General features: G+C 46.2%; 23 protein-coding genes and 2 pseudogenes. 20 read left to right on the forward strand and 5 right to left on the reverse strand.

Features of this window, described 5'->3' with window-relative positions; genetic code table 11:
- Positions 1-55: 55 nt before the first annotated feature.
- From CHA6605_RS33885 to CHA6605_RS08265, 7 genes and pseudogenes are all read left to right on the forward strand, one after another.
- Positions 56-394: a hypothetical protein gene (locus CHA6605_RS33885; protein ID WP_041548948.1), complete on the forward strand. Its 339-nt coding sequence runs from the start codon at positions 56-58 to the stop codon at positions 392-394.
- 131 nt (positions 395-525) lie between these two features.
- Positions 526-774 (forward strand): annotated as a pseudogene (locus CHA6605_RS37190) (serine/threonine protein kinase); the annotation flags it as partial.
- Positions 775-889: 115 nt separating this feature from the next.
- Positions 890-1,183, forward strand: coding sequence for a cation efflux transmembrane domain-containing protein (locus tag CHA6605_RS08245; protein WP_015159015.1), 294 nt, complete (start codon positions 890-892; stop codon positions 1,181-1,183).
- A 119-nt stretch (positions 1,184-1,302) separates the two neighbouring features.
- Complete coding sequence (locus tag CHA6605_RS08250) at positions 1,303-1,500, forward strand: PepSY domain-containing protein (protein ID WP_041547794.1); 198 nt, start codon at positions 1,303-1,305, stop codon at positions 1,498-1,500.
- 33 nt (positions 1,501-1,533) lie between these two features.
- Positions 1,534-2,115, forward strand: a complete 582-nt coding sequence (locus CHA6605_RS08255) for an FkbM family methyltransferase (protein WP_015159016.1) — start codon at positions 1,534-1,536, stop codon at positions 2,113-2,115.
- Between the two features lie 91 nt (positions 2,116-2,206).
- Positions 2,207-2,344 carry a hypothetical protein gene (locus CHA6605_RS34995; protein ID WP_198288456.1) on the forward strand — a complete coding sequence of 46 codons (138 nt, stop codon included), beginning with the start codon at positions 2,207-2,209 and terminating at the stop codon, positions 2,342-2,344.
- 174 nt (positions 2,345-2,518) lie between these two features.
- A complete protein-coding gene (locus CHA6605_RS08265; RefSeq protein ID WP_041547799.1) occupies positions 2,519-3,220 on the forward strand; it encodes a bifunctional sterol desaturase/short chain dehydrogenase in 702 nt (233 codons plus the stop codon).
- Positions 3,221-3,465: 245 nt separating this feature from the next.
- Here the strand turns inward: CHA6605_RS08265 and CHA6605_RS08270 are convergent, their stop codons facing one another.
- The 5 genes and pseudogenes from CHA6605_RS08270 to CHA6605_RS08295 form a co-directional block, all read right to left on the reverse strand.
- On the reverse strand, positions 3,466-4,713 hold the full coding sequence (locus CHA6605_RS08270; RefSeq protein WP_015159017.1) for a sensor histidine kinase: 1,248 nt from the start codon (positions 4,711-4,713) through the stop codon (positions 3,466-3,468).
- Between the two features lie 54 nt (positions 4,714-4,767).
- A pseudogene (locus CHA6605_RS37195) lies at positions 4,768-5,675 on the reverse strand (lipid II flippase MurJ); the annotation flags it as partial.
- Between the two features lie 23 nt (positions 5,676-5,698).
- Entirely contained in the window at positions 5,699-6,181 is a 483-nt protein-coding gene (gene lspA, locus CHA6605_RS08285) for a signal peptidase II (protein WP_041548951.1), read from the reverse strand.
- 106 nt (positions 6,182-6,287) lie between these two features.
- Entirely contained in the window at positions 6,288-7,910 is a 1,623-nt protein-coding gene (gene lnt, locus CHA6605_RS08290) for an apolipoprotein N-acyltransferase (protein ID WP_015159019.1), read from the reverse strand.
- A 292-nt stretch (positions 7,911-8,202) separates the two neighbouring features.
- The gene (locus CHA6605_RS08295) at positions 8,203-8,817 is read right to left on the reverse strand and encodes a class I SAM-dependent methyltransferase (RefSeq protein WP_015159020.1); all 615 of its coding nucleotides are present in this window, start codon (positions 8,815-8,817) and stop codon (positions 8,203-8,205) included.
- A 314-nt stretch (positions 8,818-9,131) separates the two neighbouring features.
- Between CHA6605_RS08295 and CHA6605_RS08300 the strand changes: the two genes are divergently transcribed.
- The 13 genes from CHA6605_RS08300 (at position 9,132) to CHA6605_RS08355 (ending at position 21,426) form a co-directional block, all read left to right on the forward strand.
- A complete protein-coding gene (locus tag CHA6605_RS08300) occupies positions 9,132-9,599 on the forward strand; it encodes a DUF4168 domain-containing protein (protein ID WP_015159021.1) in 468 nt (155 codons plus the stop codon).
- Positions 9,600-9,981: 382 nt separating this feature from the next.
- Complete coding sequence (locus tag CHA6605_RS08305) at positions 9,982-10,179, forward strand: hypothetical protein (protein ID WP_015159022.1); 198 nt, start codon at positions 9,982-9,984, stop codon at positions 10,177-10,179.
- A 282-nt stretch (positions 10,180-10,461) separates the two neighbouring features.
- On the forward strand, positions 10,462-11,478 hold the full coding sequence (locus tag CHA6605_RS08310; RefSeq protein WP_015159023.1) for a tyrosine-type recombinase/integrase: 1,017 nt from the start codon (positions 10,462-10,464) through the stop codon (positions 11,476-11,478).
- Positions 11,479-11,622: 144 nt separating this feature from the next.
- The gene (locus CHA6605_RS08315; RefSeq protein WP_051038779.1) at positions 11,623-12,411 is read left to right on the forward strand and encodes a tetratricopeptide repeat protein; all 789 of its coding nucleotides are present in this window, start codon (positions 11,623-11,625) and stop codon (positions 12,409-12,411) included.
- A 125-nt stretch (positions 12,412-12,536) separates the two neighbouring features.
- A complete protein-coding gene (locus tag CHA6605_RS33890; RefSeq protein ID WP_157259921.1) occupies positions 12,537-12,710 on the forward strand; it encodes a hypothetical protein in 174 nt (57 codons plus the stop codon).
- 139 nt (positions 12,711-12,849) lie between these two features.
- The gene (locus tag CHA6605_RS08320) at positions 12,850-13,230 is read left to right on the forward strand and encodes a hypothetical protein (protein WP_015159025.1); all 381 of its coding nucleotides are present in this window, start codon (positions 12,850-12,852) and stop codon (positions 13,228-13,230) included.
- Positions 13,231-13,731, forward strand: a complete 501-nt coding sequence (locus CHA6605_RS08325) for a hypothetical protein (protein ID WP_041547806.1) — start codon at positions 13,231-13,233, stop codon at positions 13,729-13,731.
- 26 nt (positions 13,732-13,757) lie between these two features.
- On the forward strand, positions 13,758-18,197 hold the full coding sequence (locus CHA6605_RS08330; RefSeq protein ID WP_015159027.1) for a hypothetical protein: 4,440 nt from the start codon (positions 13,758-13,760) through the stop codon (positions 18,195-18,197).
- A gap of 605 nt (positions 18,198-18,802) precedes the next feature.
- Positions 18,803-19,129, forward strand: a complete 327-nt coding sequence (locus CHA6605_RS08335; protein ID WP_015159028.1) for a single stranded DNA-binding domain-containing protein — start codon at positions 18,803-18,805, stop codon at positions 19,127-19,129.
- 102 nt (positions 19,130-19,231) lie between these two features.
- A complete protein-coding gene (locus CHA6605_RS08340; RefSeq protein ID WP_015159029.1) occupies positions 19,232-19,693 on the forward strand; it encodes a hypothetical protein in 462 nt (153 codons plus the stop codon).
- A 109-nt stretch (positions 19,694-19,802) separates the two neighbouring features.
- Entirely contained in the window at positions 19,803-20,228 is a 426-nt protein-coding gene (locus tag CHA6605_RS08345) for a hypothetical protein (protein WP_015159030.1), read from the forward strand.
- 60 nt (positions 20,229-20,288) lie between these two features.
- Positions 20,289-20,894, forward strand: coding sequence for a tetratricopeptide repeat protein (locus tag CHA6605_RS08350; protein WP_015159031.1), 606 nt, complete (start codon positions 20,289-20,291; stop codon positions 20,892-20,894).
- 166 nt (positions 20,895-21,060) lie between these two features.
- Positions 21,061-21,426 carry a hypothetical protein gene (locus CHA6605_RS08355; RefSeq protein ID WP_015159032.1) on the forward strand — a complete coding sequence of 122 codons (366 nt, stop codon included), beginning with the start codon at positions 21,061-21,063 and terminating at the stop codon, positions 21,424-21,426.
- The last annotated feature ends 282 nt before the right edge of the window (positions 21,427-21,708 follow it).

The raw sequence follows: 21,708 nt of genomic DNA on the forward strand, positions 1-21,708 counted from the left end.
ATCCGTTAAAAAATTGCTAAAGTGTAAAGGAAAAATTTCTTATTGGAATCCTCTCATGAACGACTCAAAACCTCAAATCTCTTCCGAACAACTTCCAGAAGTGTTTGCTTTGGCAGCCCGGTTACAGGAGCAACAGGAGCATTATTCTTTGTCAGAGCTAACCCAAATTGGCGCGGAAGCAAATATTCAGCCAGAGTTTATTCATCAGGCGGTACAACAAATTCAAGCGACTCAAGTCAAGCAAAGCCAAACTCGCCGATGGCAACAATCATTGAAGGTAGGGTTGATTAGTTTTGGGGTTGTGCTTGGTCTAGGAGTGTCGGCAGGTTATGCGGCTATCTGTGGCTCCACAATGGAAGCCGAAACAACTCAGCAAGAGCAGTCATCTTGGTAACAAGGATTACAGAGGGTTGAGAATATGATTGAGCCAGATCGAATTCTTCGATTGCTGGTTCAGCGGGTTGACCAAGAGTTACTGCCTACGATTCAAATCAATAGCATAACTCCCCATAATCCCGTTGAAGCCAAGGGCTAAATCCGTATGATGTACACGGACGGAATGTGATGATGTACGAGGGCAGAGGATTAGTGGTGGATGTATCAGATTTTCTGCATCAAGGCACTTGTTTAAAGTGGACCCATCTAAAGCGAGCCTATTATTGGCTGTATCGCCCTATTCTTGCTCCACTTAAACTCCAAGTTCCCTACTTTTTCTTAGATATGGTTCGTAGAAGTTACCGTCTTTTTTGCCGTCGCATATTGCGTTTGCACTAAGTTATCATCACATACCCCGTTAGCGATGGTGGAAGATTTGGATATAACGATCCGCTATAAGAAAAATTTACCATTTCTACACTTTAGGCAAGTCATCTATTGACGAGGAGGCTCAATGTCAGATTGCGGTTGTCAGTTTGAGGCAAAAAACAAAGCGCAGCGAAAAGTTCTAAGGATACTTTTCGCCGCCAATGCAGCAATGTTTATCGTCGGCATTACTGCTGGAACTTTAGCTCGTTCGACGGCTCTTGTTGCTGACTCCCTCGATATGCTTACTGACGCAGCAGTTTTTGGAATCTCACTTTATGTAATTGGTAAATCACAGGCGAAAAAAATTCGTGCGGCTTTTCTAAGTGGCCTTTTCCAGACTATCTTAGCAAGCTTTGTTTTAGTTGATGTCGTTAAATGAGCAATCTTGGGTAGTGAGCCTGACTCTAGCGTGATGATGGGTGTTGCGCTTTTGCAGCTTACCCATCCAAGCCAATACTATAATTTGCCTTTAGAATTAAACCCTCTAACAATCAGACGGTGACAATTGCTCCTCAAGTCCCAATTCAGCAAGCGGTTCAAACCGCAGAAGCCACTCTAAAAGGCAAAGCCACTCGCGCTGAATTGATCGAGGAAGGGAATACGTTTGTGTATGAAGTGGAGGTTGATAAGCAGCAGGCTGCGATCGATGCAACCAGCGGTCAAGTGATCGAGACATACGCATCCTGCATTTTGTAGTCACACTCGAACAGAACAGACAAGAGGTATTCTATGAGAAAGATTTTCATTGATTGTGGAAGCAATATCGGCAAAGTGTTAGAACGAGCAATCAGGACACGTTCTGAATTTGAGTTCTTTGCTTTTGAACCCAACGCTGATTTGATTCCTACAATTTCTACCCGGATTGAAAAGTATCCTGATGCAAGGGTTGAAGTGTACAACAAAGCGGTTTGGACTCAAAACAATGGGCTGAGTTTCTTTGTTGGTCATCCTGAAACCTCTAGTGTCATGCCTGGCCATCGTGTTCCATTTATCTATGGCAAACAGCTTGATTACGCAAATCCTCAGCACGTAGAGAGCATCGACTTCAGTCAATGGATTTTGAACAATTTTGATCTATCCGATCACATTGTTATCAAAATGGATATTGAAGGCGCTGAATATCCTGTTCTTGAGAAGATGATTGAGGATGGCTCGATCTACTATATCAACAAGCTGTATGTTGAGTGGCACTGGTACAAGATCGGCGGCGTTTCTGAAGCTCGGCACAAGGAGTTGATGGCTCGACTAGAGTGGAGCACTCGATTGAAGCGCCATTATGCTTGGAATGCATTGAACTATTTTGCTGCATAACGCTTTCCGATAGCTGATTCTCTGTCTAGAAGAGGCGAATAGTGATTAGATCGGCAAAGTAATCAGTCGTCATTACCCTCACGCTCAATCTATGCTCTCCAACTTCCAAGCTGATGGAAGTTGGAGAGTTTCAGCAGCGATGGCGATGTTTAGTGCGACTACGCTCCCCGCAGGACTCACCCAGATGTCAGAATGCTGGCTCCGATTGCTATATCCGTTGGTGTTTTAATTCCTGCATTAGCGCGATTGCAAGGACTGCTTTTACAAACCGATATCACCCACAAACCCGGCGATTTGATTGAATCTGCCCAAGCCGTGGATTGTGAATCGTACCTATCACTGGTAACATCATTTCGATCGACCGAATGCTTATTTCTGTGGTCACTTTACAATCATAGGTAAAATGCTAGGAGCTAGTTTGTTTCTAAAAGATAAGGTTGTGGCGGTAACGGGCGCATCCGGGACGCTCGGACAGGCATTGGTAACAGAGTTAACGAAACATGGGGCGAAAGTGGTGGCGCTGACCACGAACGATACGGCTCGATTCGATTCTAAAGTCGAGGTGTTGCAGTGGCGGATTGGAGCCGAAGAAGAACTGCGATCTCGCCTTCAGAAAGTCGATATTTTTATCCTCAATCATGGCGTGAATGTCCACGGCGATCGTTCCCCGGAAGCGATCCAGAAGTCTTATGAAATCAACACTTTCTCGACTTGGAAGCTGGCGGAATTGTTCTTAGACACCGTGACTGAATCCTCGCATAAAGTCCTCAAAGAGCTTTGGATTAACACTTCAGAGGCGGAAGTCAATCCGGCATTCAGTCCTTTATACGAGCTCTCGAAGCGGGCGTTGGGCGATTTGATTACGATGCGGCGACTCGATGCGCCTTGTATTATTCGCAAGCTGATTCTCGGTCCGTTTAAGAGCCAATTAAATCCTTACGGGGTGATGTCAGCATCGGATGTCGCTTGGGCGATTGTGGCTCTGGCAAAACGCAATTTTCGGGACATCATCGTGACGATCAACCCGGTTACCTATGTGCTGTTCCCGATTAAAGAGGCAATGCAATCGTTATATTTTCGGATGTTTACGCGATCGAACCGCTAAGAGGATGTTTGAAACGTATAGATTGTTTCTTCGTTGCGTTGCGTTCTCGCCCTGAAATAGAATTTTGGGCTGATGATAGAAAGCCTACTGAAGTAGATTCAGCGCGAGTTTCAAATTCTCAGTCCATTAGAAATGGACTTTCGTCGATCGGCCGGATCTGCTATTTCAAGGCAGAATGCTGCCACGAACGACACTGCTCAAACACTCTTTTAGATCGAGGCAATTATCTCAGTGACTCTGTTTGTTCATTGTGTTTCAGGAATTGCACTGGCTAAGCGAACAGTAAAACAACTGCCATCTCCAAGCTGACTTGTGACTGTAATAGAGCCATTGTGCTGTTCAGCAATTATTTTAGAGATTGCTAAGCCCAAGCCTGATTTTCCGTTTTTGTGAGAACGCGATTGATCGGCACGCCAAAACCGTTCAAAAATATGTTCAAGATGTTCTGGTGCAATTCCTACACCTGTATCTTGAATGTTGGCAGAGATTTGAGAAGCAATTCGGCTCGCCCTGATTTCCACAGATCCGGATGAGGAGGTGTAGTACAGCGCGTTATCTAGCAAATTCCTAAACAATCGGGTCAACTCGCTGCTGTTACCAACTACGTGTAAAGGGTGAGTAATTTGAGTGCTCAAGTGAATGCTTTGAGCGATCGCTTGAGACTGGTACTGTTTTACCAAACTCTCTAAAAGTGCTGCTAAATCAACTGTGTTCCAACTCTGACAAGGGATAGTATCACGAGCCAATAGTAACAAATCTTCTGTAAGGCGGGTCATTTGATCGGCCGCTAGTAGAATTGTCTGAAATTCCTCAGCATCATCAGGGCGCATCGCCTCTGGATGACGCATCGCAACCTGTGCACTCGCTTTAATCGCCATCAAAGGACTACGAAGTTCATGTGACGCATGTGCTGTGAATTGCTTTAAGCGCTGATAGCTCTTTTCAACAGGCTGCATCGCCTGACGAGTCAGAACAAATCCACCTATGCCACTGAGCACTAAAGCGATTACCATTCCACTTCCCAAACCCCAATCCAGTTCACCGAGAATACTATCGCGCTCCTCTAGAGACTGACTTGCTCTCACATAGCCAATCACCTGGCTATTACTGCCGCTGATAATCGGTAATGTTACTACTTGAATATAACTGTCATTATTCTCCTGAATTTGCACAGGTGCATTGTCCAACAGTGGCGACGCGATTGTAGCTTTACCTTGTTGGGTGATTAACTCTCTTCGCGAATTGAACCATTGTAAAGCTTGATCTTGCCTCATCAAATTCTGTACAGACTGTAAATTCTCAAGCTTGAGACGATCTCCCTCAAGCCTTGCATTCACAGCAGCACTCCTTCCTAGTAATGTTAGTTTGTCTGTAATTTGCTGCTTCATGTTGTAGATAAAAGCAACTCGAATCGCGATCGCAAATGTTCCTAGAGTGAAGGTAAGAACTCCCAGGTATGAAAAAAGCAATCGATAGTAGATTTTTTGAAACATATTTAGAAATAGGGGTATTAGTCAAGTCAGAGGTAGCGATTTGAGGCACCCTGTGTAAACATTAATGTGCAACATATCGGAAGAGAAAGTTGCGGCCCATGACCCGAATAACTACTTACACGGCTGGATGGCGGAAATTGAACCAGAGCCGTAACGTACCCATTCCAGTTTGCCACTGAGAAGGAATTTGCACGATCCATTGCAGTAACGCGCCTGCCAGGGTTGCGTAAGCAAGCACCAATTCGCCCAACAGGGCATATTGAGAATTTATGACTTTGCTTCCTGAAAAAAGCGTCAGAAATCCCAAACCCAGTAGTACCGTAACACTGGAAAATAGGGGACTGAGTGAAGGGATCCAATATTGATGTGCGGCATTGAGCGCACCAAACCCAATACCAATCAATCCAGCAAGCAATGCCATTGGTGCCGTAATGCGGAACTGCTGAACGGCGATCGCCCGCACCTCTAATCCATAAGAATTTTGGGCGTTGCTGAATTAATGTATGAAACCATAGGTAGGGGTAATTCATGAATTACCCCTACCTATGGTTTCAGCGATCGAAAAGATCGTTCATCATACTTGGATTCAGCAACGCCGAATTTTGGCTTAACCCTGGAGCCACCAAGTCAATTAATGGATCAGCAAAGAGGATTAGCCCAACCGTGACCAAGAGCAGTGCTCCACCCACCAAGGTTGTGATGGTTTCTGCTTCCGCTTTCTCGCGCCTGGATAGAACGCTTGCAATTGCACTGTGAAAGGGTCCATTAATGCCACCTAACAATACCAGTAGAAAACCTGGAATCACATAAGTATAGTTATAGGCATCAACGACTACTCCAACACCGAATGCTGCGTCAGCAAGCGATCGCAGCAGCCCAAATAGTTTGCTGATTAGGGTTGCAAACGCCACAATTCCAGCAATATTAATCAGGGAACGGGATGATTTTTGATGTTTATGCATTTAAGGAAAATTTAGCTGAAGCTCTAACGTTTGTTTCTTTGCGCTCGATCGCTACGCTGCCTTTCTTGAAACGCTGCAACCAGCAAGCAACCAATCCCAATGTTGATTGCTACATCTGCCAAGTTAAAAACTGGAAAATTAATGAGGCGAAAGTCTAGAAGATCGACGACTTCCGCTTTGACAAAGCGATCGACCCCGTTTCCTAAAGCTCCTCCTAAGATGCAACCATAACCCACTCGCTCCCAACGGCTGAGGTTAGCGCGGAGCGCGAGTACAACGAGACCCAGACTGACTCCTAGAGAAATCCATTTCAGCCATCCACCACTATTGGAGAACAAGCTGAATGCAGCACCTTTGTTGGTGAAGTAGGTCAGGTGAAATACACCTGGAAGAAGCGGCAAAGTCTGACCCAGATCGAAAAATTGAACGGTCAAAAATTTGCTGGCTTGGTCAATTATTAAACTGAGCAAAGCTGCATACCAGAAGGTTTGATTTTTGACTCTTATCCTCACTCGATTTAGACCTATTTTATAAAAAACATTTGGAACAACAATCTGCTTTAGCTATTCAATGGACTAGGAAGCACCTCTGGGTCATCGCCTATTCATGTCCTTAATTTTGTGACAGCAGGTTACGGTTTCGTTTAAAACTGTTGAACAACCAGGCTGTCAATCCTGCTACTACCCACAAGGGGGTAAGCCAGTCTCCCCACCGGACGTAAAGGGTTTGAGTTGAGCGGCGATAAATTGTATCGCTGTGAAGCTCATAGGTATTTAAGTTGGAACGCCATCGGGTTCGTCCATGCGGGTCTACGATGCCGGAGTAACCTGTGTTAGTAGCACGCACTGCCCAGCGATCGGTTTCAATCGCTCGCATGACATCCTGAGCATGATGTTGAGCAGGCATGGCTGGGCTGTAATGGGCATTGTTAGAAGCGGTGAGAATGAACTGCCCTCCTGCCGCTGCTTGAGCGCGAAAATGCTCGGCAAAGGCAGACTCATAGCAGATACCCACGATCGCTCGACCGAAGGGAGTATTGAAGGTTTGGTTGGATTGACCTGCAATTAAATTTGTTTTGAGGGGTGAGAGGCGATTCATGAATTTACCCAACCATCGCTCAAAGGGAATGTACTCGCCCAATGGCACTAGCTTGACTTTCCGGTATTCACTGAGGGTCTGCCCATTACCCATAACGGTAAACAGGCTATTAGTCGAGTGATTCCCCTGCGTACCCAAGGCTCCAACCCACGCCACAACTTTTTCTGCCAAAATGGTTCGATCGAAGGTATTTTGAATGCGGTTTGGCTCAGTCCATCGAAAAGGTAAAGCAACCTCTGGAGTGAGGACGGCATCAACCCCCCGATTTGCCAGTATCTGGTAGCCCTCAGTGTAGTTTTTAAGAGCGCGTTGCCAGCCTTCTTCGTAAAGCTTGATTTCGTTTGGAATATTGCCCTGAATGATGCCGACTTTCAGTGCTGATGCTGAAGGTCGAGCGAGCGGACGATTGTACAAGGTAAAGCCGATTAGATGCAGAGTGATGAATGTTCCAGCAGCGATACACAAATACTTACGGTTGAAATAGATAGGGCGAGTTACAGTTTTGCGGTTAATCCATGCTTCGCCAATCCAGGCATTTACAGTAATAATGGCGGCGGTTACGGTGAGAGGACCTGAAATTTGCCCTAGATGCAGGAGTGACAAGTTGAAAGGACTTTGCGTGTAGGACAGAGCACTCCAGTAAAGCGGTCCTTGGCTCCAGAGGGATTCCAGGCTACACCAAAGGGCTGTTCCAATCAGGACACGACTGAGAGCAATTCTCAAGTTGGATGTTTGAGGTAGAGAGCGACAAATAAGTCCAAATATCCCTGCCCACAGCGCAACCAGGATAGCCCCCCACAGCGTGATGAAGAACCAGCAGAAGAGGGCGATTGCTAGACTTGCCCACCAGTTGACTCCCATCCAGGTCATGGGGTGAATGCCAGTAATCCAGGATAATGCCAGTCCATGATACCCAATGCCCCAAACCAATCCTTGTAGGAGCAACGTTTTGAAGCTGCTCTTAAATTTTACTGCTAAAACCCATAGCGGCACCAATGCAACCCATGCCAGAACCCAGAAATTAAGGGGAGCAGGTGCTAACCCCATTAAAATGCCACTCGCTAAAACAATGATCAGAGGCTGATGCTGCCAAAGTCGTTTCTTGAGATTCAGCTTCAGGGGCTTAGGTGCAGTCATGGATTCGTCGGGCGGATAAAGTTCATCGTAAATGTAAGCCAGTTTCTGTAGAGGCGATCGCAGCGAAACCCAATTTCTTCAGCCAAACAGCGAACTATCTCTTTTAAGATATCATAAATGCGACTATCTTTTATTTCTATATCCCATCTAGCATGAATTGCTTCGATGATTATTTTTTCTATCCAAATCTGCCTATCGATCGATTAGTCTGTTGTTTTTTCCCCTACTTTAAAATCTCAACTAACTTTTATCGATCTAAATTATTTCTATTTAGCAGCTCTTGTATTTACTATTACTTAATTGCAATTCCTTGATAAAAATATCCGCCAATTTTAGGTGTGTTAGGGCTATAAAATTCTCGAATATCTAAATTATTAAACTGTTTAGCAATTAATAGGCGAATCGGGCGATCGAGATGACAGCCATCACCAATTACTTTCTGAATGGGAGTAATTCGATGTTGCCAAGTTTGGATATTTGGCTCATTACTCAATCCGTGTTCGATAAATAGGAATTTACCACTTGGTTTCAGTACGCGATGAATTTCAGCGATCTCTATTTCTACCTGTTTAATACTACATAGTGTCCAGGTACTAACTACTGTATCGAATATATCGTCTGCCATCGGTAATTTTTCTCCATTTAGCACCCGATAATCTACCTCGATTGAACTAGCGGTTATCCGCTTTTGTGCGAGTTTATTCATCCCTGGATTGACATCAACAGTCGTAATTTTCTGTACTCGACCTGTCGGGTAATAAGCTAAATTCAAACCAGTACCAAAGCCAATTTCTAATACCGATCCTACTGCATCGGCGAGGACTATCCGTCGATAGTTGGCAAAATCCTCCCCAGACATCACTAGATCGATTAATGTGGGGAAAATTAGTCGGGAATAAATATTCATAATAACAAAGAGTTTATTGAAAATAATATCTAAGATCGGCAGCTTATTCTATTAAATTAATTGTCACACCTAACTCTTCTCTTTTATCAGCTAGGGTTCAGCCATCCTGAGAATGTCTGGATTCATAACCAGCCATTCAACCCGACAATAATCGTTGCCACTGTACAACCCAGCAAATATTCGTTAAGATCTATCTATCTATAGATAGATAGTCTTACTGTATTGAGACACCCAGGAACTTATCAACTATCAAGCACTTCAAAGAGAGTGTACCTCAAACCAAAGTTCGATCGATTGGTTTCACACTTGGTGATATGACAACCCCCCGCTCCGCTAGTCAATTTTATCGTTCGACTCGCCCACTATTGCTGGGCATTCTCACTGGTTTACTCGGTATTTTAAGTGGTACAATCCCCGATCTTGCTGCCTCACAACCCAGTTTGCTGTTTGCTACAGTAGCGCGGGCAGATGAATTCAAAGATCCTGAGCTTCGCAATTATGCTGCGACTATATTAGAAATAGAATCAATCCGCCAATCAGCACTCGCGCAAGTGAGCCGCGCCAATGGTAAGGCACCCTTACCTAATCTAATTTGCAGTCAGCCTACTACGATGGAGAGTCTCAATAGCGAAGCAAAATCGCTGTTTGTCAGATATTGCAATCAATCTGAGACGATTGCGGCTAAGAAAGGATTGAGTATCGACAGGTTCAATTACATTACTCAGGCGGTACATTCCAGTCTTCAGCTCCAAAATCGGGTGCGGAGCTTGATGATGAATTAACTCACAGCTTGCACCAGCAGTGCAAGCTGTGAGTTAGCTCAAAACTCTTTGAAACATTCATCCCCTAAAGCCTAAAGCCTTCCCCATGCTAGACATCAATAAGGTTGCTAAACAAATTACCTGGCATCGGGCAACATCTCATCTGAAGTGATTTATGAACTTAATCAACACTGAGATAGCTTGCCAGAACCAGTAATGAGAATGGTACTAGTTAAAGTCCTTTTGCGTTGGAGAATCTCTCATGTATAACGTGAAAGTGCCTCTGGACAAGTGCTTGAGAAACTATGGGCAAGATAAAATTCATTGTCGCGCTCTTAATTTGCGCTAGAATGCTCATCTTTGTGGTAAATAAAGTCGCTCTCTTGCCTACCTCGTGAATTCCATGCGAATTCCTGTATTTAAACCTACTCTAGTAACCAACTCACCTGAATTCACTCGTTCTTCTTCGGATCTTCCTGCTGAGTGGCTGTTCCTGAAAATTTCTATCAACACCACTAATCTCAACACCCTAAATCGCTGCGACGATTATCGCCATAAACATCAGGCGAGCGGTATTAATATTTTGGCAGATCTAGTTTAGATTTATCCCGCTCTGTGAATATTCTCTGACTTTTCCACCTCTTCAAATCGGAGTGGATCTGTTGGCTTTTCGATCGAACACCTCAAAATTTGAGAATTAGCTCTAATCATTGTCTGGTATAAACTACAGAAAAAGCATATACCGCTAATAGCACTTAGCGGTATATTTAAAGAACAGATCTAATCCCCCCAAATTTCCCAGCAATTTATTGCCACCCTGGAATTATTAAAACTGATGGAATTGATGATGACCTAAATACCTGCGTGCATCAGGCTAAATTCAATGGAGCAACCCACTAGTACTACCACCAGTACACCCACTTTTGTCCTCGATGCCAATCCCCTAATTGCCGCATTTACCAGCTTCCTCCAATTCGATGTGGCATCCGGCGGTGCTAGTGGCGAAACCATCCGTACCTATTGGTGCGAAGCGAAACAGTACTTGCTCTGGTGTGAGGTCAATCAACTCCAACCACTAGAAGTGACGCGGGATGCGATTAAAATCTACCGCCATAACTTAGTTCAACAGCAATACAAACCTGCCACCATTGCCCTCAAATTAGTCGCTGTGAGTCGCATGTACGATGCAGCGATGGAATATGGTCTACTTTCGCATAACCCCGTCTGGGGCGTAAAAGCACCAAAGCAACGCGGCGATCCGGCTGACTCAATCACTTATTTGACTGCTAGTGAAGCAGAGACATTCCTCCAGGCTCCACTGGCTAAATCTACACCAATAAAAGTCCTCCGCGACCGTTTCCTGTTGGGGTTGATGACCCTCGAAGGGGTCAGGTCGATGGAAGCGCATCGGGCGAATGTGGGGGATATTCGCCGCGATCCAACTGGGGTGGGGATTACGGTCATGAGTAAGCGACAACAACGAGTTGTGCCGCTGATTCCCGATTTGGTGGATGTACTCGATCGTTATTTACTCGCCAGAAGACAGGCTAAATTTAGTACGGCGGCTGCTACTCCTTTATTTATCAACGTCCATCATCCGCGCCATCACATCGACCCCGACCGTGAGGATCGTCGCTTATCAAGACGTGGGATTAGATTTATTGTTGATAGTTATCTCGAAGCCCTCAATCTCAAACATGGGGATGGACGGATTTTATCGGCTCATTCTTTGCGGCATACTGCGGGGACTTTAGCGATTCAGAATGGAGCATCCTTGCGTCAAGTTCAGGACTTATTGGGTCATGTCAATCCGAAGACCACGGCGATTTACACCCATGTGGGGGATCGGTGGGTTAATAATCCGGCTCTGAAATTGGGGATTCGACTCAATCCCAATTAGAAGGTTCGGCTTGTAAAGAGGATCGTCTGGCACGATCCTCACGTTCTCTAGCCAAACAAACCGATTCTCTTGCACAGAGGCTACGCCAACGAGTCATCACACTAACCGATTACGGTACAATAATCTTCTGAAATACCCCAACTGATGATGTTAGATAAGTTACCCGAACAGCACGATCTCATCATTGCCTCAGATGACTATATTGCACTTGGCAATCGACAATCCCAAATCGGCAACAAGCGAGGTGCTTTAGCTGCTTACGATCGGGCAGTTTGTCTTGCCCCTAACTATGCCAGAGCTTATAACTATCGCGGTTCATTTAAGTTTGCATACTGTAGAGATATCCAGGGGGCGATCGCCGATTTCGACTCAGCCATTGGCTACGACCCCAATTATGCTGTCGCTTATGCCAATCGCGGCCTGGTTCGGTATCAGCAATTAGGTGACATTCCGGGAGCCTTAGCCGACCTCAATGTGGCGATCCTCCTCAATCCTCGCGATGCTTCTGTTTATACCACTCGCGGGTTGATTAAATACGAACTCGGAGATATCGAATACGCTTTTGCCGACTACGATTTGGCGATCTCGATCGACCCTACCTTCGCTGCGGCTTACAACTGTCGTGGGCTGCTAAAAAATGTAAAGCTGATGGATATTGATGGTGCATTAGCCGATTACGACAAAGCGATCGCGCTCGATCCTCTTCTATCCGAGGCGTTCTACAATCGCGGTACGCTCAAGCATAAAGAGCTTGGCGATTCGGTAGGTGCATTAGCCGATTACGACAAAGCGATACTGCTAGCTCCCCGTCTGGCTGCTGCCTATTTGGTGCGGGGTCTGCTCAAACGCGACAAACTCGACGACCTGCTTGGTGCCTCCCGCGACTTTATGCACGCGCGCGATCTCGATCCTCAGATTGCGGCAGATCCTTAGTAAATTTGCGATCCGGCGTTTCACCAGCGACCGAAATCACGCGGAGGAACCCTGGTGCATGTGTTTCGGTCAGCGACGCGCGCTCAGCGGGTGTCCCGCCGTAAAAAGCGGATGCGCTCCGCGCCGTGCGACGGCGCAAGGAAGCGCATCAAGCAGCGCGTCAAGACAAGACAATCAGAGTCGGCTCTGCACGATTCGTGCCTCGTTGTTGTCAAACCAGTAAGCTTGAAATTGACGATCGTTCGTCGATTGCCGTGAAGGGGTCAGCTTTGCCACCAGTACGTGCAGGCGACGATTGACGTACTTGCTATGTGCGAGCGATCGAGTGATAACTTTGCCGTTTCACAATGGATAAATCCGCTCTCCCAATCTTTTCTTACAGTTCCAAGTAATTATGGGTTGATGCAGGATAATTATCTAGAGTATTAATTTTTAATCATGGATCGTTTAAGTAGCAAGATTTGTCAATTAGCCGAAAACTTACTGATTAAAGGGGAGTTAATAATTTGGCGACGATTTTCGCTCGGTTCCTTATCTACTCTAGATATTGAGATTGCTCCGATCTGTAATCAACAAAGTGAGCGGATTGTTGTCGAGAAAATTATTGCCAGTAGTATCGTAGATTCTAATGCTGAAGAAGATGGTAGTACTACTTATATCGTCGAAGTGCTAGCGGCTATTTGTAATGTTTCCTCTGTCGAAGAAAATAACTTCATGGTTGTTAATGGCGGTAGTAATAATAGCTATGAGCATTCCGTAACATTTACAATCGGTCATCAGCCCGACAATACATTTGTATTGCTAGATGTAATGCTTTGATTGAAGTGGGATAACGGGATCGTAATTGCTAACATAGTAAAAATCAAGAGCGATCTGCTGCGATCTACATCGCGAATTAAATTTGGTTACGGCACGATCGATCTCATAATTACCAGCACTGGAGGAAACATGGTTGTCGCACGTCAAGAATGGCTGGACTGGGAGTTCGATCCCCCTGGATTTTCAAAGTATGGGTGTGATGACATTGGCGATTTACTTGCTAGTGGGCAGATGTCAGTTGAATTTCTAGACTATGGTGACTACTATGAACCGACAGAAGCAGAACTCGAAGAGGCTCGTCTGTGTCGTAGTGACGATCGGGAAATTGAAGCAGAACTGAGAAGGACGGTAAGTTACGAGGACGGGGAAACAGAAGCTCGGTACGAAGATCGAATTAGCGTACAAGTTAGCCTCCAATCAGGTAGGAGAGCAGACCAACGCGCAAAAGAGCGAATAGAACAAGGACTGCCTGACCTCGCGCATAATCCCAATGCTCTCTAACAACCTCGACTAGTTGGTAATCGCTCATGCTGAAATTTGCTGAGTTTGATATCAAGACAGGTAGACCGATTCTCCAATACGATCCAATTACTGACGGTCAAATTCAAAGTTACAAGGAAGTGGACATTGCGTATCTGCAACACTGGCTCAGAGCCAGAGGTTTAGAACGCGCCCCACTATATACCGCCGATTTCTATGAGGGCATCAATCCATCAGATAATGAACGGCTGCTCAAACAAGGTAAGCACGTCATCTTCACGGGTGGCACCAGCGGTAAATATGTTTCTGCCTATTTTACCGACTCGGCGACCGCCCAGGCAATTCTCATCGGCAACGAGCGAGAGCCACCCCTGTACGAACTGGGGGATAAAAGTGCCCATTATGCCGTTGCCTACGGCTCCTTACCCATTTCTGACTGCTACAAAGACGCGATCGTCAAAGGTGGTAATGGAAGGAAGATCTTAATTATCGATGACGAGGCACAATCGGTCGGCAGCGTACCGCTTACAGATCGGGATGGCAAGCCCGTTAAGGATGTTGGCGATCTGCTCGGACTTATGGGCGACGGGACGATGCTCTTGCCCACTGGATTGATGCGGGAGCTGCTGCTAGAGAAGGAAGTGAGCGCGATAATTCGGCGAGGGATCGTTCGCGTAGCGTCCGCGAATCGCACAGACCACGACTTAAACGCAGAATTGGGAGTCGTCGGTGAGTGGCTAGATGAAGTTACTGGCGATAAAGTTGAGGATGAATTAGTCGCCCTCATCGCGGCTGAATATCGCGCCAACGGCAGAATCGGCACATCCCACGTCCATCTGAACACGGCTAAAACGATAAATAAACTGCTAGATCGAGCAGCAGATGAAAGCGTCATCCAGTTTAGAGCAGCTATAACCGATACCCCAGGTATGTTTAAGGGGATGATGAAAACGAGTAAGTGGTGCGAACGCTTGGGTGTCGCCGCGATCGTCAGTAAGAATTGCATCAAAGGTAATGGTGTAGATCTCGATACTGTCGGTATTTTGGAGCTGAATAAAGGCTCGACTCTGTGGATTGGGCGTAAAGAAGTTGCCACATGGGGCGAACAATCGGTAGGGATGCAGGTGAAAATCTGTATTCCCACTGCGACAGAGCGAGAGCTAAATCCGTTGGCACTGGCTAGAGCGGGTCAACTGACAGAAATTGCCGTCGATCCGTATTTACTGGGTCAAAAGTATATTGAAGACGATCGCCGCAAAAAGTCGAATCTGGTGATCGTCATCGATGACAATGGCGAGGTGAGCGGACAGGTACGCCAAAAAGATGCCCTTGCCGACTTGCTAGTCCTCGATGTCAATGGCGAACTCACGCAAATGCCGACGATTCAGCGGCGGTTGACCGAAGCCTTACGGACTAGCTGGATCGATGCAGCCACTAGTGGGGTCGAAGTCCCTTCTGCTGTAGCTCAACATCATGGTAAGTTGGATGTCTGGGAAATCTGCAACCGCAAGCTCCCGCATGGAGCGGTAGTAGCTTTTTACCGCTCCCCAGTGCCTAATGTGTCGGCTTTTGCCTTGGGGGTAAATAACCTCGATCTTAAAGATGTAGATCCTGAATCCTACAACAAGCGGGGAGTGGTTTATGTCAACCCTTGGACTGCTAAAGAAATTGCCATCTCTGACTTTGATGGCGATAGGTTCGGTCAGTTTGTCGGCTACATTGCTAAAGATCCCAATGCTTTCATCGCTGCTCTGCGCGAGGTGGTGTCAGCTTCCCAATCTCCCTCCAGGCGTTATGAAGCTTTCCATGCTGCTCTGGCGCAATCGATTGAGTTGGGTACGGATTTTGAGCTTGGCACATTCCCTTTATCGGTTGATGAATTAGCGGTCGCGACTAGTTTAGAGCATCGACCCCAACAGATTAAGAAAGCTACAAAAAAGCCGCATCGTTGGGAACAATCCCAGAATCAACCAATCTCAGAAGCAATCTTTACCGCCTGGACTAATGTGGCTGCCAATCCCATCTCCAAGGTGGCAAATTTAGGGATGAACCTGCAAATGTTGGCGCAAAATGCCATTAATACCCCAGCTAATGAAAAAGCCGTTTTACTTAATAAAATTGGGACGGCGTTCGAGAAACTAAAGGCTATTCCCAGCAATGATGTCTTAATTAATGCAGGGCTTCCCGCCTTAGATCTTCAGGCTGGAATCGATCGCGTCACAGCACTAAATCACTCGATTTCTCCGCTAGAGCGAACCACCCCCGAACGTCAGATCGAGGTTGCCACGACTGGGCTTGCCCAAGTTGCGAAGATCCTCAAAGACTACGCTGAATATCCTGTTGCCAGTCAACTTCAAGTCGCCGTCGATTCACTTAAAAGCAGTAACGGAATCAATGAAGATCTATTTAAGTTCGGACTAGCTCTGTGTTATCAAAAGAATGAAGTTAGAGCGGAGTTAAAAGCCGATTGGGTCTACAGTATCGATAAATCGCCGCCACGCGGATTGAGTACGGTTTTACCTGCAAATACTTACGAACCGATTGGCGAACATGTAAGAGCGGTTAATGACATCTTTGAAAGCGTTCTTCAAGCCCAGCGGGACATCAAGATCGGCAGGGAAGATCTTAATGCTGCCTTTCGTCAGATCGTGCCATTGATTCACAATCCCCAAGATTCATTAATGGTTGACGGTTATGTGAGCCAATATCGGGCGGCGCGAGATATCCTGGGTGTTGCTACTGCCCGACAAAACGAACAACGATTTGAAGATAAACAGCCCACTCTCACGATTACCTCTGCTAACAGTGGCAAAACATTCGAGGTTCACCGGACGATTCAAGCCCAGAATAAGAATACCCTCAACAAAAATCGCGTTTGGGAGTTAGAACCAAGTCAGGTCTATCGATTCTCGATCGAGAAAAATCTAACCGCGAGGGCAGATCCTTATCTGGTGAATCTCATTGATGCGAATGACAATAAAATAGCCATTCTCGGTTCTACCGCCCATGAAATGCTAGAACAGGGTAACTTCGAGCTAGAAAAATTAGATGCCGCTATGGAGCAGCGCGGCGCGGTGAAGCTCCAGGGACGAGTCGAACTACATCCTCCTCGGATGATGATTAACGATACCGACCGTCACAAAGCCGTGATGACTCAGGTACTCGCCAACCTCAAAGCCGCCATTTCCCCAGAGCGCGAGGATGCGGCTCTGTCTGCCATTTGGTATGGCAATCAATCGACCGACCGCCGCGTCCGCAACAGTAGCGCGGGGATGTCAATCGCCACTAAAATCTTACCCGATCGATTGGGCGATTACCTGGGAGCCAAGCGCACGTTGGATTTGGGTCATGTTACCGAGTATGGTGGCATCCTCGCCGATGCCAATACCACGCTCGATCTCAGGATTGATAACCTCATCAAAAAGGAAGGAGCTGGAGCGGTGCCAATGGTTTCGGCAATCCTCCCCGATGGCTCCACGGTCGAACTAGGCAGCATCCTCAAGAGTGCGCCGCCACCGCCGCCAGGAAGCATTATTGCGGGAACGGTGACTCGGAAGGTACGGGATATCGATATTGTGGTAGGAAATGAGAAGCGCAAGGTAATTCCCACCGCCGAACTCACTGATGCTGGTTTAATCGATCGGACTGCTGCTAAGTTTGCGTTTAGAGTGAACGTTGGGGGGGTGGAAGTAAGTACCATTCATGGAGACAGCATGACAGTATTGGGAACGCTCGTACCGAAATCTCGCGACCGCACCGACACCATCCCCAGCTCGAATGAGGGTACCTACGAGCGGACGTTCCACAGTCACCAAATCGAGGTACACGTCCGTGAATTTGTCGCCCATCAGCCAGTGAGTGATATTTTAAGCGGTGAACCGATCGTACTGCAACGCGAAATTAATCCCAATCTACCCCCCTTACAAACGCCACGACACCAACCTCCTCCCCCAGAAAGATATGTGCCCAATCGGGCGGAAATTGTCGGTTGGTACAAAGCCGCGATCGCAATTGACAATGCGGACGACACTCGCTATCTAACCCAGATCGGACAACAACTCAAGGCAGCTTACATGGGTGAGCCGTTTATGCAGGGTCAACCGCGCGTCGAGATTCTACCCGATGATTACCACCATGCGACAGTTGCAATTTCAATTGAAGATAAACAACGCCTGGACTCGATGCACGAACGTCCGTCTCCTTCTTATTGCCCCACCAGAGCCGATGTGGTGCAGTGGTACAAAGCAGCGGTGAAAGTAGCTGATGCCCCAAATACTCAATATTTGATGGATCTGGGAACGCAACTCAAGACTGCATATCTGAATGAGCCGTTCATGCAAGGTCGAGCGACTGTAGAGCAGTTACCGGATGAATACCAAAACTCTGCGGTATCGATATCGATGGCAGATAAGCAACGGCTTGATGCAATGAGCGAACGCGCCAACGAACCCCAACCCCAGATCCAACGTTCATCGCGAAGTCGCTAAAATATTATAGGCATAGACCCAAGACTCCTGCGGAGGGCGGCTAGTTTTTGACAGCAGACGCGGACGACTGCGATCGGCTTCGCATCTGGGTTTCTAGTGTCCGCCTCTTGCTGTCACCGCTTGCGCTAAAACTAGCTAGTTGTGTAGTTCTCTGGGGTCGGTACAGACTTTTTTTAACGGTTCTGATGTCCAAAAATTCTGCAATTTCGGCATTCGACATTAATCATTGCCCAGCGAGGACAATCCGGTTGTAACCGGATTGTTTTGGTGTTTCTTCTTCTAGAATTTTGTATGTTTAAAATTACTCAATGTGACAGATATTTCGGCATGATAATTAGTTGCAAAAACCGCTTTAAGATAGCTGTTTTGCTATTTATAGAGAACAATAAACATTTACAATCGGTTGATTCAAACAAGATAACTGTTTCGATGTTTACAAACAATAGCAAACATTCACAAACAGTAGATTCAGCCGATAATGTCCCATTTTGAAAAGCTTACTAGAGAGGTCTTGTAGATGACCTCTAGCTTTGAAGATTAGTAATAAGCGAGGACAATCCGGTAGCTACCGGATTGTTTTAGTGTTTCTTTCTCTGGAATCTTTTATGCTAGTTGCTCTCTCTGGTCGGATCGGTCGCGCTGTTTCCACTATTGATAACCTACTGCCCGATGGTTCCGGTCACACCCTAGTTGCCGAAGTCCCGCTTGGCATTACCGTTGCTGAAGGTGTTACCGATTGGTACCTGCTCAAGTTCACCGAGGCTGCCCTCGTCAAAGCCGCTCAATTTGTTGTCAAGAATGCTCAGGTTTCGGTTGTTGGCGATATGGTATTCGAGGATTTTCTCGACTCCGACCAAGTTCGTCGCTCTAAACCTGTTGTGACCGTCTCGGATTTACAGCTAGAACGGCTCGTTAAAGCGGACTCGTTGTAGTTGTTTTCTCTCATCTCTATCTACCAAATTAACCCCTAATTCGTTAGGGGTTAATTTTGTTGCACTCTGCATTTTCAAACACACTTTACCAGGATAAAACTCATGCGTACTGCTACTCCCAATCTGTTGATTCTTACCGTTCAAACTGACACCAACAATATTACTGGCACTGCGATCGATGCCGATATCCTCGTCAATTTTGCAGTTGCCAATACCGAAGTCAATCAACGCCTATTCGTGCCTGAAGCGCAACTGGTGGTAACTGGCAAATTCCGCTTAGGTAAACAGCTTGCCACTATCGGTATTTTAATTTCCAGTGTAGTAGTAATCGTCTCGATTCCCGCACCCGCTTCTGCTGAGATTGCAGATTCGGCGGTAGCGACTGGTGCTGAATCCTCTACCGATGTTAAATCGGTTGTAGAGCCTGAGATTGCCGCTGTTGATGTTGAGTCTAGCGCACCCTCAACCACTCAACCTGCACAATCGCAAACTCGCGCCCAAAAAGCCGCTGCTACTCGTGCCGCCAAGAAAGCCAAAACCAAGGCTGAATCTGTGCCGTGCTAAGTATGCTGCATTAACATCGATCGCCTCTTAGCCCTGCGCTTGTAGGCGATTGTTTTGTGCCCATAAAAAAGGTCGTGAAACCGACCAAAACTTTAATTAATTATTTCTTATGCTAACCCAAACATCTACTCAATTCCAACATTTTGAATTTAACGAATTGCTCCCAGGCTTAGTCATCTGTGAATCCTCGCGAGATCTTCACGGTTGGGACAACGCTACGGCAAATACTCCCGCATTCTTGGTTTATTTGGGCTACAACGTCCCCACCGAACGCGATGAGTGGATTACCAAGCTGCGCCTAGTTTGGAAGATTGAGGGTGAAATTCTCGACCGTCCCAGTCAGCGAGTTAAAGGCTACTGGCATGAAATTAAGATTCGGGGAATGAAAAGATACTCCGACCCTGATGTGTTCGAGTTGGATTACCTGAGCGAATCTCAAGATTATGGCTTGGACTTCCTCACCCAATTATGGCAGATGAAACTAGAGCTTGCTGTTTATGAAGATGCGATCGACACCCGACTATTAAATAGTTAAAATAGAGATGCCGCGTTAATCAACACGGCATCTTCAACTTTGAAATTATCGGTCAAATTTATGTTGGAAGAATCAACCATGCTAGACCTGCAAAACTCTGATTCCACAATCCAAATTGCTGCGGGTAATGCTGAAGATTACTATCATCGCGCCAACGTAAACTATTACGAACTTCAAGATTTCCACGGTGGATTGTCCGATTACGAGCGTGCCATTGAATTAGACCCCAACCATGCCTTAGCTTACAGTAATCGTGGCAACATCAAAAAAGATAATCTTCAAGATTATCGGGGGGCATTAGCTGATTACGATCGCGCACTCTCGCTCGATCCCAATGATGCTGTTACTTACTACAACCGCGCCCTACTGAAAAATATCAAGCAGGATTACCAAGGGTCACTTGCCGACTACGATCGCGCGATCGAACTGGCGGACGATGATGCCGATAGCTATAACAATCGGGCGATGCTCAAATATCTGGAAATTGAGGATTTAGTCGGGGCAATCGAAGATATGCAGATCGCTCGATCTCTCTATCAGCAGCAAGGCAATGATGCCAGAGCGACTCAAGCTGTCGAGTTAATCGCACGGTTTCAATCGAAGATCGATAGTTCGGGTTTGCAGGTAGATTTCTTGAAGACGGGATCGATCGAAGAAGATCGATAGCTTACAATAGAGATAGCAGATTAGTTAGTGCTAATCCGCTATCTCAAAACCCTCAACATCTTGCTTTTAAAGTCACTACATAAGTTAATTGTAAATAACTAGTTGGATGTTTGGCTAACGCCAAATTGTTTTAGGTTTTAGCCATCATATCAATAGGAATTGTATTATGTCTGATGAACGTTTTGACCGCCTTGAAAGTCAATTAGCACAGGTGATCCAATCTATTGCTACCATGCAGCAGAATATGGCGACCAAGCAAGATTTAGCCGCTGTTGAGCAAAAGGTATCTGGTATCGAGCAGAAAGTAACCGCTCTAGCTAATAATCTTGATGCTGTCCGCGAGGATGTTATGGTGCTGCGTCGTCGTGTCGAGAGCAGCGAAGGAGTCGTGCTTGTCGCCATCCGCGATGGTTTCCGCCGCCAGGAAGACTCGATAAACGATCTTAATTACGATCTTTCAGTCAACGAGCGGAAAACTCGTCGTTTGAGTCGTCGGGTTTCTCGTCTGGAGCGTAAAGAGAACGATGATTAAATACTTTCAATCATAGTTATTCAGCTTTCGTTAACGTTAGGATTGATAATTTTGCTACTGCAAAACTGTTTTGGTTCATCACTTCAAGCCCCGATGCTTATTGGGGCTTTTTTTTGTGCTGCTAACTCATTAGTAATCGCTATATTCGAGCCTTCTTGGCGATGCTTTATTCCTACCAATTTTGCAGTGGCAAAATTGCTCTAGTTGTTATTTTTCAAGCTTCAACCCTGGCATCAGTCTTAACAACTGGTGCTTTTTTGGTGCTTTCATTACTCACTTTAT

Source organism: Chamaesiphon minutus PCC 6605 (assembly GCF_000317145.1).
Taxonomy (GTDB): Bacteria; Cyanobacteriota; Cyanobacteriia; order Cyanobacteriales; family Chamaesiphonaceae; genus Chamaesiphon; species Chamaesiphon minutus.